This is a genomic window from Telluria sp. PB2R4, from assembly GCF_059685695.1.
In genome coordinates, this window is the sequence record NZ_JCASIC010000001.1 from 522,033 (window position 1) to 538,792 (window position 16,760).

At 65.8% G+C, this 16,760-nt stretch carries 17 protein-coding genes; 6 read left to right on the forward strand and 11 right to left on the reverse strand.

Going from position 1 to position 16,760, the window contains the following annotated elements; translation table 11 throughout:
- The first annotated feature begins 8 nt into the window (after positions 1-8).
- Positions 9-2,549 (forward strand): penicillin-binding protein 1A, encoded by a 2,541-nt coding sequence (locus tag AC56LU_RS02160; protein WP_497173948.1) that lies wholly within the window; start codon positions 9-11, stop codon positions 2,547-2,549.
- Here AC56LU_RS02160 and AC56LU_RS02165 read toward each other — a convergent pair.
- From AC56LU_RS02165 to AC56LU_RS02175, 3 genes are all read right to left on the reverse strand, one after another.
- Complete coding sequence (locus AC56LU_RS02165) at positions 2,542-3,060, reverse strand: M23 family metallopeptidase (RefSeq protein ID WP_497173949.1); 519 nt, start codon at positions 3,058-3,060, stop codon at positions 2,542-2,544. The two genes, AC56LU_RS02160 and AC56LU_RS02165, sit on opposite strands and share 8 nt — an antisense overlap.
- Positions 3,061-3,133: 73 nt before the next feature.
- Positions 3,134-5,005: a sensor histidine kinase gene (locus AC56LU_RS02170; protein ID WP_497173950.1), complete on the reverse strand. Its 1,872-nt coding sequence runs from the start codon at positions 5,003-5,005 to the stop codon at positions 3,134-3,136.
- A 187-nt stretch (positions 5,006-5,192) separates the two neighbouring features.
- Positions 5,193-5,372, reverse strand: coding sequence for a DUF3606 domain-containing protein (locus AC56LU_RS02175; protein WP_497173951.1), 180 nt, complete (start codon positions 5,370-5,372; stop codon positions 5,193-5,195).
- A gap of 186 nt (positions 5,373-5,558) precedes the next feature.
- On the opposite strand from AC56LU_RS02175, the gene AC56LU_RS02180 reads away from it, so the two are divergent.
- Both AC56LU_RS02180 and AC56LU_RS02185 read left to right on the forward strand, forming a co-directional pair.
- Positions 5,559-5,918 (forward strand): thioredoxin family protein, encoded by a 360-nt coding sequence (locus AC56LU_RS02180; RefSeq protein ID WP_497173952.1) that lies wholly within the window; start codon positions 5,559-5,561, stop codon positions 5,916-5,918.
- Positions 5,915-7,201, forward strand: a complete 1,287-nt coding sequence (locus AC56LU_RS02185) for an MFS transporter (protein ID WP_497173953.1) — start codon at positions 5,915-5,917, stop codon at positions 7,199-7,201. The genes AC56LU_RS02180 and AC56LU_RS02185 overlap by 4 nt, the downstream gene beginning before the upstream one ends.
- Before the next feature lie 58 nt (positions 7,202-7,259).
- Here AC56LU_RS02185 and AC56LU_RS02190 read toward each other — a convergent pair whose 3' ends face one another.
- Together AC56LU_RS02190 and AC56LU_RS02195 are read right to left on the reverse strand one after the other, a co-directional pair.
- Positions 7,260-8,069: a DUF481 domain-containing protein gene (locus AC56LU_RS02190; RefSeq protein ID WP_497173954.1), complete on the reverse strand. Its 810-nt coding sequence runs from the start codon at positions 8,067-8,069 to the stop codon at positions 7,260-7,262.
- 98 nt (positions 8,070-8,167) lie between these two features.
- Entirely contained in the window at positions 8,168-9,460 is a 1,293-nt protein-coding gene (locus AC56LU_RS02195) for an NCS2 family permease (protein WP_497173955.1), read from the reverse strand.
- A 111-nt stretch (positions 9,461-9,571) separates the two neighbouring features.
- Here AC56LU_RS02195 and AC56LU_RS02200 point away from each other — a divergent pair, with 111 nt between their 5' ends.
- Positions 9,572-10,813 (forward strand): hypothetical protein, encoded by a 1,242-nt coding sequence (locus AC56LU_RS02200; protein WP_497173956.1) that lies wholly within the window; start codon positions 9,572-9,574, stop codon positions 10,811-10,813.
- Positions 10,814-11,263: 450 nt separating this feature from the next.
- Positions 11,264-12,445 (forward strand): glycosyltransferase family 1 protein, encoded by a 1,182-nt coding sequence (locus AC56LU_RS02205; protein WP_497173957.1) that lies wholly within the window; start codon positions 11,264-11,266, stop codon positions 12,443-12,445.
- Between the two features lie 188 nt (positions 12,446-12,633).
- Here the strand turns inward: AC56LU_RS02205 and AC56LU_RS02210 are convergent, their stop codons facing one another.
- Complete coding sequence (locus AC56LU_RS02210; protein ID WP_497173958.1) at positions 12,634-12,954, reverse strand: KGG domain-containing protein; 321 nt, start codon at positions 12,952-12,954, stop codon at positions 12,634-12,636.
- 87 nt (positions 12,955-13,041) lie between these two features.
- Positions 13,042-14,136, reverse strand: coding sequence for a mechanosensitive ion channel family protein (locus tag AC56LU_RS02215; RefSeq protein WP_497173959.1), 1,095 nt, complete (start codon positions 14,134-14,136; stop codon positions 13,042-13,044).
- Between the two features lie 287 nt (positions 14,137-14,423).
- Between AC56LU_RS02215 and AC56LU_RS02220 the strand changes: the two genes are divergently transcribed.
- A complete protein-coding gene (locus tag AC56LU_RS02220) occupies positions 14,424-15,284 on the forward strand; it encodes a phytanoyl-CoA dioxygenase family protein (RefSeq protein ID WP_497173960.1) in 861 nt (286 codons plus the stop codon).
- Positions 15,285-15,344: 60 nt separating this feature from the next.
- Here the strand turns inward: AC56LU_RS02220 and AC56LU_RS02225 are convergent, their stop codons facing one another.
- The 4 genes from AC56LU_RS02225 to AC56LU_RS02240 all read right to left on the reverse strand — a co-directional run bounded on the left by AC56LU_RS02225 (position 15,345) and on the right by AC56LU_RS02240 (position 16,620).
- Positions 15,345-15,617, reverse strand: coding sequence for a hypothetical protein (locus AC56LU_RS02225; RefSeq protein ID WP_497173961.1), 273 nt, complete (start codon positions 15,615-15,617; stop codon positions 15,345-15,347).
- A 79-nt stretch (positions 15,618-15,696) separates the two neighbouring features.
- On the reverse strand, positions 15,697-15,966 hold the full coding sequence (locus tag AC56LU_RS02230; protein ID WP_497173962.1) for a DUF5985 family protein: 270 nt from the start codon (positions 15,964-15,966) through the stop codon (positions 15,697-15,699).
- A gap of 4 nt (positions 15,967-15,970) precedes the next feature.
- Complete coding sequence (locus AC56LU_RS02235; RefSeq protein ID WP_497173963.1) at positions 15,971-16,228, reverse strand: DUF5985 family protein; 258 nt, start codon at positions 16,226-16,228, stop codon at positions 15,971-15,973.
- On the reverse strand, positions 16,228-16,620 hold the full coding sequence (locus AC56LU_RS02240; RefSeq protein ID WP_497173964.1) for a hypothetical protein: 393 nt from the start codon (positions 16,618-16,620) through the stop codon (positions 16,228-16,230). Before AC56LU_RS02240 ends, AC56LU_RS02235 begins: the two co-directional genes overlap by 1 nt.
- Positions 16,621-16,760: the final 140 nt, after the last annotated feature.

Below are 16,760 nucleotides of genomic sequence, written 5' to 3' on the forward strand. Positions count from 1 at the left end.
CGCATATAGTGGATCAGGACGAACACACCAAACCCCGCGACGGGGCCAGTAGTAACACCCCCGGTGACGCCCAGGGCAACTCGCGCCGCGCCGCGCTCGGCCAGCACGGCAAGCGCCTGTACGAAGGCGCACGGGGACGCGCCCGGGCCGGGTATTCGATGGCCAGGTCACGCCTGCGCGACCGCCCACGCACCGAGCAGGCCCTGCTCATCGGCCTGTGGGCCCTGGCCGCCGGCCTGACCGCCTTCTTCCTGTACCTGGTGCTCCTGATTCCGCTCACGCCCGGCATCGACGACCTGCGCCAGGCCAGCACCGCGCGCCCGAGCATCATCCTGTCCGCCGACGGCAAGGAGCTCGGTACGTTTGAAAAAGGCCTGCAGGAGCGGGTCAAACTCTCGCAGATCTCGCCGCACGTGATCAAGGCGCTGATCTCGACCGAGGACCACCGCTTCTACGACCACCATGGTGTGGATTTCCGGCGCGTCGCCGGCGCCCTGGTCGCCACCCTGAAGGGCGATGCCCAGGGTGGCTCGACCATCACCCAGCAGCTGGCGCGCAATATGTTCCCCGACGAGATCGGGCGGGCGCGCAGCCTGAACCGCAAGATGAAGGAACTGATCACCGCGATCAAGATCGAGAATACCTACAGCAAGACCGAGATCCTCGAGGCCTACCTGAACACGGTGCCCTTCCTGTACAACGCCTACGGCATCGAAATGGCGGCGCGCACCTATTTCGGCAAATCGGCCGCCAGACTGGAGGTGCTGGAAGCGGCCACCCTGGTCGGCATGCTCAAGGGCACGCATTACTACAATCCGGTGGCCAACCCGGAGCGCTCCAAGGCGCGCCGCAACGTGGTGCTGTCGCAGATGGCCAAGCACGGGGCCTTCAGCGAAGAGCGCTACCGCGCGCTCGCCAAGCGTCCCTTGCGGGTGCGCTTCGCACGCCTGAACGACCGCAGCGGCAAGGACAACCATTTCACCACCCACGTGCGCAAATGGCTGCTCGACTGGGCCGAGCAGAACGACTACGACCTGCAGCTCGACGGCCTGGTGGTCCATACCACGCTGGACATGCAACTGCAGGAAGCCGCCCTGCGCGCCGTCGAACGCCAGGCCAACACCTTGCAGGCGGTCGCCGACGTCGAATGGGCGTGGTCAAGCATGCCGCGCTCGACCTCGACCGGCATGTATACGTCGATGCGCGGCGACGTCGATCCTTTCGCCTACTACTGGAGCTCGCATCCGCGCCAGCTCGACGCCTTCGTGCGCGAAAGTGCCGAGTACCGTCGCGCCGTCGAAGATGGCGAAGCCCCGGCCGCCGCGCTCAAGCGCTTCAAGGGCGACCGTGCCTTCATGCGTGAGCTCAAGAGCGCCAAGTCGCGCCTGGAGGCAGGCTTCGTGGCGATGGACCCGCATACCGGCGAGGTGCGCGCCTGGGTCGGCAGCCGCAGCTTCGAGCGCGACCAGTTCGACCACGTGGCCCAGGCCGCGCGCCAGCCCGGCTCCACCTTCAAGCCGATCGTCTACGCCGCCGCGCTCGAAAGCGGGATATCGCCGGACCAGACCTACCGCGACGTAGTGCAGGACATCCGCGTCGGCGGCACGGTCTGGCGCCCGACCGACATGTCGGGCAACAGCGGCGCCACGATGACCATGCGCGACGGCCTGGTGTTTTCCAAGAACACCATTACCGCGCAGGTGATGCAGCAGGTCGGCCTGAGCCCGATCGTGCGCCTGGCCCAGGGCATGGGCATCCGCCAGAGCAAGCTGGAGTCGGTGCCTTCGCTGGCATTGGGCACCAGCCCGGTGACCCTGCTCGAGATGGTCAGCACCTACAGCACGATCGCCGCGCAGGGCGACTACCGCAAGCCGGTGTTCGTGCGCCGCATCACCGACCGCGAAGGCAGGACGGTCGCCGATTTCGCCCCCGAGGCGCCGCAACGGGCGCTGTCGCAGGACGCCGCCCTGACGCTCATCGACATGCTGCGCGGCGTGGTCAACCGCGGCACCGGCGGCGGCGTGCGCTACCGCTTCGGCGTCAACGGCGACCTGGCCGGCAAGACCGGCACGACCCAGAACAACACCGACGGCTGGTTCATCCTGATGCATCCGAACCTGGTGGCCGGCGCCTGGGTGGGCTTCAACGACAACCGCGTGGCGATGCGCAGCAGCTACTGGGGGCAGGGTGGCCACAATGCCTTGCTGCTGGTGGGCGACTTCATGCGCGGCGCACTCGACAGCGGCAAGCTCGACCCGAACGCGCTGCTGCCGGGTGGCCGCATGGCGCCGCCGCCGCGCCGGGAAGAAGAACCCGAATACATCGAAGAGGGACCGGGCGAACTCGAGATCGAAGACGCCATGCCGGAGGAGGGAGAAGTGCCCGACCCGGCCCCGATCGAGGATGAGGGCGAGCCGGTCGAGCAGGATCCGGTCGAGCCGACCCGGCCGTTCCAGCCGCCGCTCCAGACCGCGCCCCCGCCAGCCCAGGTGCCGGATATACCGCCGCCGCCCCCGCCGCCGGCTTCCGGCGACGAAGAAATCATCTAGCGGTCAGCAGCGGGTAAGGATTGACCGGCCCGCCCGCGCCGTACACGCCGTAGTGCAGGTGCGGCGGCGTGGTCTTTGCGTTTCCCGTATTCCCGACATAGCCCAGCACCCGGCCCGCATCGACCCGCATCCCCGGGGCCACGTCCGCAAAGCCGTCGAGATGGGCATAGTAATGGCGTTGCCCGCCCGGCCCCAGCACCCACACCACCTGGCCGCCAAGGCGGTTGCTTCCGACTCGCAGCACGATGCCTTCGGTGGCGGCGCGCACCGCCGTTCCGCGCCTGGCGAAGATGTCGATGCCCTCGTGCTTGCGGCCTTCGCTGCGGCTCGCATGCCAGGTGTCGCGCAGGGCCTTGGGGCGTACGCCGCTCACCGGCATGGCCAGCACACTGGGCGCCGGCATCGCGGCCAGGCGCATCGCGTAAACGGCATGGCGCAGCCAGGGCTCGAGCAGGCCCCAGGCGGCAAGCAGGACGACGGCCAGGATCAGGCTGCGCAGGAAGGTTCGCATGTCGGATGGTCCATGAAGCGTCCGGATCGGAACGATACTGGACAACTATGGGCGAAATCGGTTTTTTACAGGCTCAGGCCGGATCGAGCGTGGCGCGGACCGCCGCGGTCTGGCCCTGGGCCGGAACGGGATCTGTTGCCGGGTCATGGTGCAGCGGAAACACCAGGGTGAAGGTGCAGCCCTGCCCATGGCCGGCGCTGTGCACCGAGACCCGCCCGCCGTGCAGCGCAGTGAGCTCCTTGACCAGTGCCAGTCCCAGCCCCAGGCCGCCCTGGGCCCGGTCTATGCTGGTCGGACCTTGCACCAGCACATCGAAAATGACTGGCAACAACTCGGGCGCGAGGCCGACGCCGGTGTCGCACACCTCCACCACGACGTCCTTGCCTGCGCCCTGGCAGCGCACCGTGATGGTGCCGCCGGCAGGGGTGTACTTGATGGCATTGTGCAGCAGGTTGTCGACGATTTGTTCCAGGCGGGTGCGGTCGCCATCGACCCAGCCAGGTGCGAGCTCGATCTGCCAGCGGTGGCTGCCGGCGTCGACCAGGCGCTTGGCCTCGGCGCAGGAGCGCAGCACCTCGCCCAGGTCGACCGGCGTCCGCTGCAGCACGATCTTGCCCGACAAGATGCGCTGGACGTCGAGCAGATCGTCCACGATGCGGGTCAGGTGGCGCATCTGGCGGCGGCTGATCTCGCGCGCATTGGCCGCCACTTCGGGCTTTAGGGCCGGCATGTCGAGCACGCTCATGGCGCCCGAGATTGCCGCCAGCGGATTGCGCAGTTCGTGCCCGAGCATGGCCAGGAAATTGTCTTTGGCCCGGCTCTGCGCTTCGGCCACCCGGCGCGCCCGCTGTTCGCTCACGAGAAGCTGTTCGCGTTCGTGCTGCAGCGCCTGGCGCGCCGCGCTTTCGCGCGACAAGGCCTCGCTGGTGTAGTGCAGCCCGTCGAGCAGGGCGTCGACTTCGTCCACCCTGGTGGGACGTGGGCGCGCAATGGCGCCGCGCGCGAGCGAATTGGCGACGCTTCCGGCCTGCTGCAAGGCGTTCGACAGCTTGTTGCCGAAGTAGACGGCGAGCAGCACCGCGAATCCCATCAGCACGATCAGCGCGAGCGTGGCATAGGTGGCCGCGGTGCGGGCCGCCGATTCGATCTCGGCGACCGGCACGCCGATCACGACGGTCCAGCCGCTGGCAGCCGCACGGGTGTATACACCGTAGACCTCGGTGCCGTCGTGCGTGACGTGACGCAGCACGCCGCTGCCTGCGTGCAGGGCGGCCGCACGCACCTCCGGATGCATCGTCTCGCCGGCCGCCTGCCCGGCATCGCGCTTGCGCACCGCGTTGTCGGCAATCGTGACGCCATTCGGGTCGAAGATGCCGACCCGCCAGCTCGGCTCGAGCGTGCCGTTGGCGAACACGCGCTCGAAGTAGCGCGCGTCGAAGATCTGGCTGACCACGTAGCGCGGCCCCGGGCCGGGCGGCGTGGGCACGTCCACCGATACCACCGAGCGCTGCGAGGTCGTGCCCCTGAAGTAACCTGAGATCCGTGTCTTGTTTTTATGGAGCACATCGGCGGCGTAGGGGCGGCTGCTGCCTTTCAGTTCGGTTCCGAAGGGCTTCAGGGTATTGAAGATGGGCCGCGTCCGCGCGTCGATCAGAATGGTCCAGGATAGGGGATCGCTGGCGTTCATGCGCGCGGCCAGCCGGTACACGCGCGCAAAATTTTGTTCTCCAAGCGCTTCGGAATTGGCGAGGACGTTCAGCAGCGCTTCCTTGACGGCGATCTCGCGTTCCACCAGCAGGGCGGTGGAGCGCGCTGTTTCCTGCACCCGCTGGATGCGCGACTCGCGTTCCCAGTCGAGCAGCATGGACACCCCGATCCAGAACGCCAGGGCGACCGGGATCAGGATGGCGGCCGCCATCAGGAACAGGGTAGTGCGTGTCTTCATGCAGGCATGCGGTTGGGGGTGGTGCTGGAAGTAGGTGCCGGCATTGTAAAAATGCAATGCCGGCAAGCTTAACAGAAGCCACTCCTCCATGCCCGGCTTTTGTTCTGCCGTGGCGTGGTTGCCGCATGCGCCGGCCCTGTTGAATCGACGTGGCGCCGGTAGGCGCGATGCGCGCCCGCTATGAGGATCAGTGGCGCTTCAAGTGCTCGCGCACGGTTTCGGCAACCGGGCCGACCTGCTTCACGGCGCGTTCGAGCTCTTCCTTGCTCACGCCCAGCGCTTGGGTCCAATGGCGTACTTCCCACTCTTCGTTGACGTTGATGCGGGCGCGGTCTTGGGCACCACGGTTTTGCAGGTTGTCGGACATGATTGTCTCCTTGATCACATTTGCCTGGGCCCAATTTGCCATTCCCACCGGACGCGTTCCGTACGCTGTTTCACCTAGTGCGCCACGCGCGCCCCGGAATCGTCCCGCGGGACCGTGCCAATGGCAACTTTTTGAGGTACGCTTGCCGTATCAACACCACTACCGCACCAGAAGGAGGAAGCCAGCATGTCCGCACCCTATGAAACCGCCCAGCCCGAGCGCAGCGCCGTCGACGCCATGCCGGGCACGGTAATGCTCGATTTCGGCGCCAACTGGTGCGGCTATTGCCGCGCGGCCGAGCCGCTGATCGACGAGGCCCTGGCCGGCAGTACAGAGGGGAGCAAGGGAGGGAGCAAAGCAGGGAGCAACGTCGTGCGCCACCTGAAGGTCGAGGACGGCCCGGGGCGCCCATTGGGCCGCTCGTTCCGCATCAAGCTGTGGCCGACCGTGGTCGTACTCAAGGATGGCAAGGAAGTGGCACGGGTAGTCCGGCCGGTGTCCGCCGACGAAGTGCGGGTCGCGCTGGCTCAGGCCGGTGCAGCATGAGCGCTGCCAACAAGCCACGCACCGTCCTGTTCGCGAGCCTGATCGGCACCACCATCGAGTTCTACGACTTCTACATCTACGCCACCGCCGCGGTGCTGGTCTTCCCGCGCCTGTTCTTCCCGGCCGCCGACCCGGCGGCCGCCACCCTGCAATCGCTGGCCACCTTCGCCATCGCCTTTTTCGCGCGTCCGGTAGGCTCGGCCGTGTTCGGCCACTTCGGCGACCGGGTCGGGCGCAAGGCCACCCTGGTGGCGGCGCTGCTGACCATGGGCATCTCGACCGTGCTGATCGGCCTGCTGCCCACGTACGCCTCGATCGGCACCCTGGCTCCGCTGCTGCTGGCCCTGTGCCGCTTCGGCCAGGGGCTCGGCCTGGGCGGAGAATGGGGCGGGGCGGTGCTGCTTGCCACCGAGAACGCGCCGCCCGGCAAGCGCGCCTGGTATGGCATGTTCCCGCAGCTGGGCGCACCGATCGGCTTCTTCCTGTCGGGGGGCACGTTCCTGCTGCTGGGCACCCTGATGACGGACGAGGACTTCTTCAGCTGGGGCTGGCGGATTCCCTTCCTGGCCAGCGCGCTGCTGGTGCTGGTCGGGCTGTACGTGCGCCTGAAGATCACCGAGACGCCCGATTTCCAGAAGGTGCTCGACCGTAACGAACGGGTCAAGGTGCCGGTGGTGGCGGTGTTCAAGGACCATACCCGCTCGCTGGTGCTGGGCACGGTCATCGCGCTGGCGACCTTTGTCGTGTTCTACCTGATGACGGTATTCGCCCTGAGTTGGGGCACGACGACACTGGGCTTTTCGCGCCAGGAATTCCTGACCGTGCAACTGGTCGCGGTGGTGTTCTTCGGCTTGACGATTCCGCCCTCGGCGCTGCTGGCCGACCGCTACGGGCGGCGCGCGGCGATGATCCTGGTCAGCGCGGCGATTGCCCTGTTCGGCCTGCTGTTCGGGCCACTGTTCGGCGCCGGCACGCTGGTGGCCGTAAGCAGCTTCATGGTGCTGGGGATGTGCCTGGTCGGCTTCACCTACGGACCGCTCGGCACCTTGCTGTCCGAGCTGTTCCCGGCCGAGGTGCGCTACACCGGCGCCTCGCTCACCTTCAACCTGGCCGGCATCCTGGGGGCGTCGCTGGCTCCGTACGTCGCGACCTGGCTGGCCACCAATTACGGGCTGGCCTTTGTCGGCTATTACCTGAGCGCGGCGGCACTGCTCAGCCTGCTTGCCCTGGTGGCGATCGGGGCCAAGCACGCTGCCGGTCCCTTGCACTCGGCTACACGCTGAGGGAATACCTGCGGCGGAAAGCAGGAATGGCCCCGCGAAGGGGCCATTCTTTCAGGCCTCAGAACGAATAGACCATCGTTAACGAAGTCTGGGTGTCGGTGTTCTTCTTGCCGTCCGGGACGCTGCTGTCGTTGCGCGCGCTGAATCCGGCCTTCATCTGCATGGTCGAGTTGATCTTGGTGCTGAGCGAGGTTTCAGCGACCGAGCGGGTGTTCGAGGTGCCTTTCTCGACACTGACCGTCTGGGCAAAGAAGGCCGATGGGCTGACGCGCCAGCGGAACTGCGCCGCGCCGCGCACGGTCACGCCGCTTTCGTCCTCGCCGGTAGCGCGTTCGCCGGTGAAATAGCCGGGACCGACTTCCACGTCGAGGGTCTGGTCGTCCGAATTCAGCCAGCGCGAACCGTGACCGACCGCGAGCGAGGAATAGCGGGTGTAGGCGCCGAATTTATCGTTCACGTGCGAACCGAGGATGAAGGCGCGTTTTCCTTCGCCCAGCAGCTTGAGCGAGGCCTTGGCCGACGCGGCGAAGCGCTCGGCCGACTTGCTGCGTACGGTATTGCCGTCCTCGTCCTCGTGCTCGTCTTCCTTGAAAAAGCCGCTGACGATGAATTCGTGGCTCCAGTTGGCGGTCTCGTGGCGCGCGTCGATCTTGCCGGTGACCGAGGTGCCGGTGGTATTGCCCGAGGTCGTGATCGCACCCAGTTCAGCCGAGGTGAACCAGCCGCCTTCGGGAATCTGGGGCTTTGCGATGGTGAGCGGCGCGTGGACATTGCCCACGGGTGGAAGGTCGATCTCCGCCCTGGCCGCGCCGTGGGAGACGAGCAGGAAGAGTGTCAGGGTGTATGCAGGGAATGGTGCGTGTCTCATGGGTACCGTATTGCCAGCAAGATGCCCGACATTGTATCCCAAAGCACGCAGGAAGCGATGCTTTGAGACACATTTTAAGCGGGTGGATCAGGTGCCGATCAGGTGCCAACGACCACGATCTTGAAAGTGAACAGCGCGGCGATCACCCACACCACCGGCGCCACTTCGCGCGCTCGTCCAGTCAGCAGCTTGAGCACGGCGTAGGTGATGAAGCCGAAGGCGATGCCTTCGGCAATCGAGAAGGTGAAGGGCATGGTGAGGGCGGTCACGGCCGCCGGGATGCTCTCGGTGGAGTCGCCCCATTCGACCTCGCCCAGGTCGGACAGCATCAGGCAGGCGACGAACAGCAGCGCCGGCGCGGTGGCGTAGGCCGGCACCACGCCAGCCAGCGGCGCGATGAACAGGCAGGCCAGGAACAGCACCGCCACCGTGAGCGCGGTCAGGCCGGTGCGGCCGCCGGCCTGCACCCCGGAGGCGCTCTCGAGGTAGGCGGTGGTGCTGGAGGTGCCCAGGATGCTGCCGGCGACGATGGCGCCGCTGTCGGCCAGCAGGGCCTTGTTGAGGCGGTCCATCTTGCCCTCGACCAGCAGGCCGGCGCGGCGCGCCACCCCCATCAGGGTGCCGGTGGCGTCGAACAGCTCGACCAGGAAGAACACCAGCACGATGTTCAGGATGCCGCTCGAGATGGCGCCCGGGATGTCGAGCTGGAACAGGGTCGGCTCGATCGAGGGCGGGGCCGAGAAGATGCCCTTGTAGGTATTCCCGCCGAAGAAAAAGGAAAGCACCGTCACCAGCACGATGCCGATCAGGATGGCACCCTTCACGCGCAGGCGGTCGAGCGCGACGATGGCGAAGAAGCCGACCACGGCCATGATCGCCGGCGGCGCGTGCAGGTCGCCGGCCTTGACCAGGGTCGCCTCGTTGGCCACGACGATGCCGGCGTTCTTCAGCGCGATCAGGGCCAGGAACATGCCGAGGCCCACCGTGATCGCGACCCGCATCGATTTCGGGATGCCGTTGACGATCATGCCGCGCAGGCCCAGCACCGACACCAGGATGAACAGGCAGCCGGAGATGAACACCGCGCCGAGCGCGGCCTGCCATGCGATGCCCATGCCCAGCACCACCGCATACGCGAAATAGGCGTTCAGGCCCATTCCGGGCGCCATCGCGATCGGGTAGTTCGCGTACAAGCCCATCACCGCCGTGCCGAGCGCCGCCACCAGGCAAGTGGCCACGAACACCGACTCCTTCGGCATGCCCGCGTCGCCCAGGATCGACGGGTTGACGAAGATGATGTACACCATCGTCAGGAAGGTGGTCAGGCCGGCCAGCAGTTCGGTGCGGACGTCGGTGCCGCTGTGGGTGAGCTTGAAGAATCTGTCGAGCATTACTGCACTCCTCCGTTGTTTTGGCTGAAGCATAACACCTGGGCGCATTCGGGCCGCGCGCCGCCATGCCAATGCGCTAACATGGCGACTCGTTCATTACCGACCATCGCCATGCCCAAGAATAAGCGCCCGCTGCCCCGCACTTCCAACAACCCGCGCGAGCCGGACAACGGCTCCGTGGCCCAGGAACTGGCCGACCTGGCCCTGGCCATCGCCGAGCGCGAGGAAGCGCCGGGCTTCGGCTCCTCCTCCGAGCGCGAAGAGGAACTGCTGGGGGCGGTGCGCAAGCTGCTGCGCAAGAAGCGCGACGAGGCGCTGTACGAGGCGATCGAGCTTGCGCGCTATACCGATCCCGAGGCCTGCCGCCTCCTGCGCGGCCGCATCGAAGAGGAAGCGGCCAGCCTGCGTCTGCGCCGATCAGCAGGGAACGGCAACGGCGGCCACGAAGGCAAGGAGGGCACGGAATACGAGATCGACGCCTTCCTGATTCCGCTCTTCGTGCGGACCACCGGCGGCCTGCGGGCCGAGGAGAGCTTCCAGGACGAGGAGGCCTTCGAAACACTGGCCAACAGCTTCCACCCGGCCGGGCTGGAAAGCGCGGACGGCAAGCTCGTGCTGGTCCAGCATGCCTACGACCTGGCCGAGATCGACCATGTCTCCTACTCGACCCTGCAAGAGATGCTGCGCGAGGCCGCCGCCTCGTTGCTCGAGAAGAAGCTGCAGCCGGCGCCGACCATCGAGGCCAGCATCCGCGGCTGGACCGGCGAGCGCTTCGCGCCGGACGATCCGGCGCTGGAACTGCGCTTCCTGCTCGGCTTTTCGCTCAAGCGCGCGGACGACCCGTTCTATGCGGTGCCGGGCGACGAAGCCGGTTCCGATGCCTGGTACGCAGGCCGCGAGGAACGCTACCGCGCCTGGAGCTTCCAGGTCGCTCCGCTGGTGCGGCGCCTGCTGGCGCGCGAGCCGGACGGCGTCCACGTCGACTTCCTTTACCAGGACCTGTTCTACGGCGCCAAGGAACAGGGCGTCAGCGAGCTGACCACCCTGGGCATCCTGTCCGACGTGGCGCGCACGCTGTCCGCCAAGGACCTGGAACCGGACCGCGTGCATGCGGCGGTCGCACCGCTCGACGGCGGCGAGCACATCGTCCTGCGCATCAACCTGTATGCCCTGGATGGCGGCACGCCCTGGGGCAGCGTCGAAATGCCGGTCGACCTGGCTGCCGACCTCGGGGCGGAGCTCGACAACCTGTGCGATGCGCTGCTGTCGCTCGGGCTCGAGGGCGTGTCGGTGGCGACCGGATTCAGCGAAGACGGCCACGCCGAAGGCGCCGAGCCCTACCAGCCGGGTTGATGGCCGGCGCGGCCCGTCGCGGCTTTTCCGCGTCCTCGGCAGCAGTTTCCGCGGCCGCCGTACAACCCCGGCGACCGTTTTCCCGAATGAAAAATGGTGCCTGACCGTGCCAGGGACCCCTGTTCGCCCATACAGGGTAGCAAGCATGATGACTTTTCGTAGTGGATTTTCTTGTATCGCTGTAGGAGGCGCCCTACATGCCCGCGCTCGGCCGTCGATTGCCTACTATGAGAGGGCTTTGTAACATCTGCTTGCAACATTTCTAAATAACAATGTTGCACTGCATAAATGAAAATATTAGGAAATTTGCATGATACGATTCGGGGGTCCGGTGCGTTGTGAACCGCTGTTCTCACTCGCGATTCGTCGTACCCGGGGACTGGCACAGAGAGAAAAACCTGCCGGGCTTTGCCAACAACTATAGCGCCACGAAGGCGAAAGGAATTGAATATGCCGACCTTGATCGTGTTTTGCCACCTGCGCTGGGATTTCGTCTTCCAGCGTCCACAGCACCTGATGACCCGACTGGCGGAACATTACGATATCGTGTTTGTAGAGGAACCGGTGTATAGCGAGGGGCAGGCATACCTGAAGAAGACGGCGGTCGCGACGAACATCACGGTGTGCCAGCCGCATACCGCCATCCATGCACCAGGCTTCCACGACGACCAGCTCCCGACCCTGCAAACCCTGCTGGCCGACCTCGTCCCGGGCGACGAGCAGCCGGTGGTCTGGTTCTATACCCCGATGGCGCTGCCGCTGCTGCAGGGCCTCAACCCGTCCAAGATCGTCTATGACTGCATGGACGAGCTGGCGATGTTCAAGAACGCGCCGAAACAGCTGCTGCAGCGCGAGAGCGCACTGCTGAACATGGCCGATGTCGTCTTCACCGGCGGCCCCAGCCTGTACCAGTCGAAGCGCGACCGCCACGCCAATGCACACTGCTTCTCGAGCAGCGTCGACGCCAGGCATTTCCGCCAGGCCCAGGACCGCGAGATCTCGCACCCTGACCAGGCCCATATTCCGTACCCGCGTCTCGGCTTCTACGGCGTCATCGACGAACGCCTGGATGTCGAGCTCGTGTCGAAGATGGCCGACGCCCATCCGGAATGGCAGATCGTCATGGTCGGCCCGGTCGTGAAAATCGACCCGGCCACGCTGCCGAAGCAGCCGAACGTCCACTACATGGGCCAGCGCAGCTACGACCAGCTGCCCCAGTTCCTGGCCGGCTGGGACGTCTGCCTGCTGCCGTTCGCGATGAACGATTCGACCAAGTTCATCTCGCCGACCAAGGTGCTCGAGTACATGGCGGCCGAGCTGCCGGCGGTCTCGACGCCGATCACCGACGTCAAGGTGCCTTACGGCGACGTGGTGGCGGTTGCCGACACCCCGGACCAGTTCATCGCGGCCTGCGAACGCCAGCTGGCCCTGGCCGACGACGAACGCCAGGCCATGGCCAAGCGCATGCGCGAAGTTGTCGCCAACACCTCGTGGGACCTGACCGCGTCGCGCATGCACGAGCTGATTACCAATGCCGTCCCGGGCCGCCACGCGCGCCTGCCGGCGAACCAGGAAGCCGCCAAGGCCATGCCGCTCAAGGCTGCCCAGGTGCCGGTGGCAAAGAGCGCCTGACAGGGTAAGCGGCCAGCGCACCGGTGACGTGGCGCTGGCTGGCGACGGCACGGCGGCGAACCTTCACGGGTCCGCCGCCGTGTTCTATTTGGCGCCGGTTTTTTCGGGAAGCGAGCGCAATAAAGCCGGCGGGCCATCCCTCAGGATGCCCGCCGCCCGTTGCCGTTGTGCGAAGCTGGAAGCCGCGCCTAGCGCTTGTCCCCGCCTTGCGAATTGCCGCGCTTGCCGCTTTGCTGGTTGCCGTCGTTCTTGTGGCTCATGCGGCCGGCCTCGCGCGCCTCTGCCGAGGTAAACTCGTGGGCGTTGCCGGACGCATGGGCCGCACGGCCACCCTGCGAGGCGATCTCGCGCTGGCGTTGCGGGTCCATGGAGGCAAAGCCGCGCTTGCCGTTGCCCTGCTTGTTCGATGCCATGATGATCTCCTTGATCGATGACAGGCTTGATAAAGTCTCGTCCGGTTTCCAGCGCCGCGTCCTGCGGGACAGGTATTCCGGACGATGTGACTCCATCTTACGACGCCGATCTCTGCTGCGGAATAGGACTGTCCGGCCCATCGGCGTAGGACCGGTCCGGCGCATACCGTCGCGTCATCTTCCTCAGTGCTTCATCATGTTGCCGGCAACCGCATTCGGCGGCGGCCAGCCACCCGCCGGATCGTCGGCGCCGGCCACCCGCACGACCGAGAGCGGATGCGCGAACTGAATGCCCTCGCGCTGGAAGCTCCGGTAGACCTGCAACAGGATGTCTTGCTGGGCATCCATGTGCAGGACATAGTCCGGACTCTTGAAGTGGTACACCACCTCGACATCGAGCGACCAGTCGCCATAGCGGAAGAAGTGGGCGCGCTCGAAGTCGACGTCGGGGCGGGCCGCGATGATGTCGCGGATCATCGCCGGGATGGCCGTCAGCTGTGTTTCGGCGGTGCCGTAGGCAATGCGCAGGATGAACGCGACACGGCGCGACAGCATGCGCTTGTGATTGTGGATCCGGCTCCTGAGCAGTTCGCTGTTCGAGAACACGATCTGCTCGCCGCCCAGGCCGCGCAGGCGGGTGGTCTTCAGGCCGATGTACTCGACCGCGCCGAGCGCATCGCCGACGATGATGAAGTCGCCGACCTCGAACGGCTTGTCGAGCATGATGGAGAGCGACGCGAACAGATCCCCGAGGATATTCTGGGTGGCCAGGGCCACGGCGATGCCGCCGATGCCAAGGCTGGCGACCAGGGTGGTGATGTTGAACCCGAAATTATCGAGCATCATCAGGAAGGCCACCGTCCAGACCACCAGCCGCATCAAGAAGAACAGGATGGTGCTCGAGGCCCTGCGTGCGCCGTCGCCCGGCACCGCGAGCAGCTGGCTGCGCCAGCCGCGCAGGCCGGTATCGCCCCAGATGCCGAGCTGCAGGATCAGGGCGGCGACCGCCACCCGCGATATCACCAGGCGCCAGCTGTCCGGCATCGCCAGGAAGATGCTTCCGAGGTAGACGCCAATCGCGAGCAACAGCACCAGGAAGGTGCGGTTCAGCATCGTGACGGCCAGGTCGTCGATCCGGGTCAGGGTGCGGCGCGACAGGTCGCCCAGCCGGTGCATGACCAGCATCTTGAGAAAGAACATCGCGGCCGTCGTGCCGACGCAAACCCCGAGGGCCAGCAGCCAGCTTTCCAGCTCGTTGTTATACAACAAAAAATCCATCCGCAGCTCCGTCGCATGCGTGAAACAAGGCACAGTGTGCGGTCGGCGCCGCATGCGGCGCGCACAATTGACAGTTGTCCGGGCCGCCCGATAGATTGAATCCAGGGCAAAACGCAGCGTTTCGTGCGGCACCCTGATCGTCAATCCGCGGCGCGAGCTGCTGCTGTCGATCGCATGGTGAACCGGCGGGGCTCGCGCCGCGCTCACGGAATTGCCAGTAGTATCTGTGCGAGCAAACCAGGCAGGCCATGCCTGGCACACGCTCAGGCACAAGGAAGGAGTAAGGCATGGACAGTGCAGCAAATACGGCAGCAAATACCGCAGCGCGCAACACGGAATTCGAGGTGGCCGACATCATGCGCGGCCTGTACGGGGACGGCATCATCGCCTGCCGCGGCGCCTACAGCCGCGAATTGATCGCGGAACTGCGCGCCGACATCGACATGCTGTTTCAGGAAGCGCTGGCGCGCGAGGGCGGGGCGCTCAACCGCGGCCCGAACCGCTATTACGTCGAGGTGCATCCGGAGCGCCTGCGCTCCTTCGTCGCCATCGCCAGCCACCCCTGGGTGCGCGCCGTGTGCAGCGCGGTGCTGGGCCCGGACTGGCGCATCGTCGAAGTCGGCTTCGACGTCCCCGGGCCGGGCGCCATGCACCAGCCGTGGCACCGCGACTTCAAGGCGCCGCCCGAGACGGTGGAGGGCAGGCGCCTCAGTTCGCTTGCCTTCAACCTCACCACCGTCGACGTTACCGAGGACATGGGTCCGTTCGAGATCGCGCCGGGCACGCAGTGGGATGTGTTCGACGGCGACCCGATGTTCCCCGATAAGTCGCTGTATCCGCGCTACGAGGCGCTGGCCCAGCGCAAGCTGCCGAAAGTGGGGGATATCTCGGCGCGGTCGGCCCTGACCATCCACCGCGGCACCGCCAACCGCTCGGCGCTATCGCGCCCGGTGCTGGTGCTGGGCGCCGACGCGCCCGATGCGACCAACGCCATCAAGCACGACCTGCAGATGTCGCGCGCTTATTACGACGGCCTGCCGGAAGCGGTGCGCCGGCACCTGAACTGCCGCGTGGTCGAGCAGCTCGAGCCGATCCGGCAGGCGCACACGATCGAGGGCCTGAAGATGGGTGTGACGATGGGCGGCTGAACGGAATTGAAGCGAAAGAGGGGGAAAACGACAGGCCGCCGGCGGCGGCCTGGAGCCTGCTTACTCTTTTTCGGGGACGCGCTGCGAGGGCACCGGAGTCTTCAGCGCATCCGGCACGGCATCGGCGATGCCGTTCTCCGGCATCTGGCCGACCCGGCGCGCTTCGTCCGAATGCTGGTCGAGGCTGACTTCTTCGGCGACGTCGAAGCGGCCGTCCTCGGCGCCTTCGTCACCGGGCAGCAGCTTGTCGGAACGCTGGTCCTGGCCGCCCCCGGCGACGGGATTGGCCTGCGGTCCGGCTCGGCTTTGCTCTGGTTGGATGGGTGGAACCATGTCGTCCTCCTGTTGACGGTTTTTCATGACCCATTATCGCGCCGCCCCCGGCTGCCGGGCGCACGCTAAGCCAACGCCTTCAATCGCGCCTGTCCCTGCGTGGCAGGTTCTTCTCGACGATTGCCCACACGATCATGCCGTATGCCAATACCCGGATCAGGTAATGCAATGGAGAATCCTCGCCCGCCTCGTTCAGCACCGCCGAATACACCCTGTGCAGGCCTTCGATGAAAAAGGACAGGGCGAAATACAAGAAGAAGCGATCGCCGGTGTTGCGCCAGAAGCGCAGGAAAAACAGGGCGATGGTCAGCGAAGCCATCGAAATCGCGCCGTACATCAACTGGACCATGGCTTCACTCCTTCTCGTAGATGAGGCCGTACAGCAGAAGCAGACAGGCCACCAGGGCGCTGATCACGCGCATGGGCATGAAATCGACAGTCGGAAACACGATCTTGTCGAAAATCAGGAACAGGTTATTAGCGGTCATCACCGCGAAGCACAGCCCGCTCCAGAACAGGAGGCGGTAGCGGGTGCGCCGGTAGCTGGCGAACAGCAGCCAGGTACAGGCCAGCGAGGTCAGCATGCACAGGGTATAGATGAGTTCGGCCATTAGGAATCCTTGCGCAGCCGGAATGCGTCGGCGAACTGTTGCGCCTTCCGGTCGAGTGTGGAATGGATCAGATTCGTGATGTCTACCAGGTGGCGCGCGTAGTGCTCGGCAAGCTCGTCGACACGCTCACGCAATGCTTCCGACGCCGGCGCATAGCAAAAGCAGAGCTCGTCCGGCACGGGGCAGGGACTGGCCATGCCGGACCGGTGCAGCTCGTCGAGCAGGCCGGCAGCCGTACGCTCGCTGGTGTACAGCCGGCGCGCAAGCATCTCGCCCGTCCATTGCTGGTCGGGATTGGCGCGCAGCAGCAGCAGCGCCTCGAGGAAAGGCACGGACGGTACGCTCGTGAGGACAAAACGGCGTAAATCCTCTGGGATCGGCGGACGGTTCATTCGCTTCGGGTTGGATTTCCCAAAAGGAATCTTTTGTTGAGAAAGCAGAAAGTTTAGCTCATTCTCGCCGGAAAGGACATTCCAATCGTGCGCGTCCTTACAGCCTGACGTTTGACGCCGCTCAACGGCGCTCGGCTACA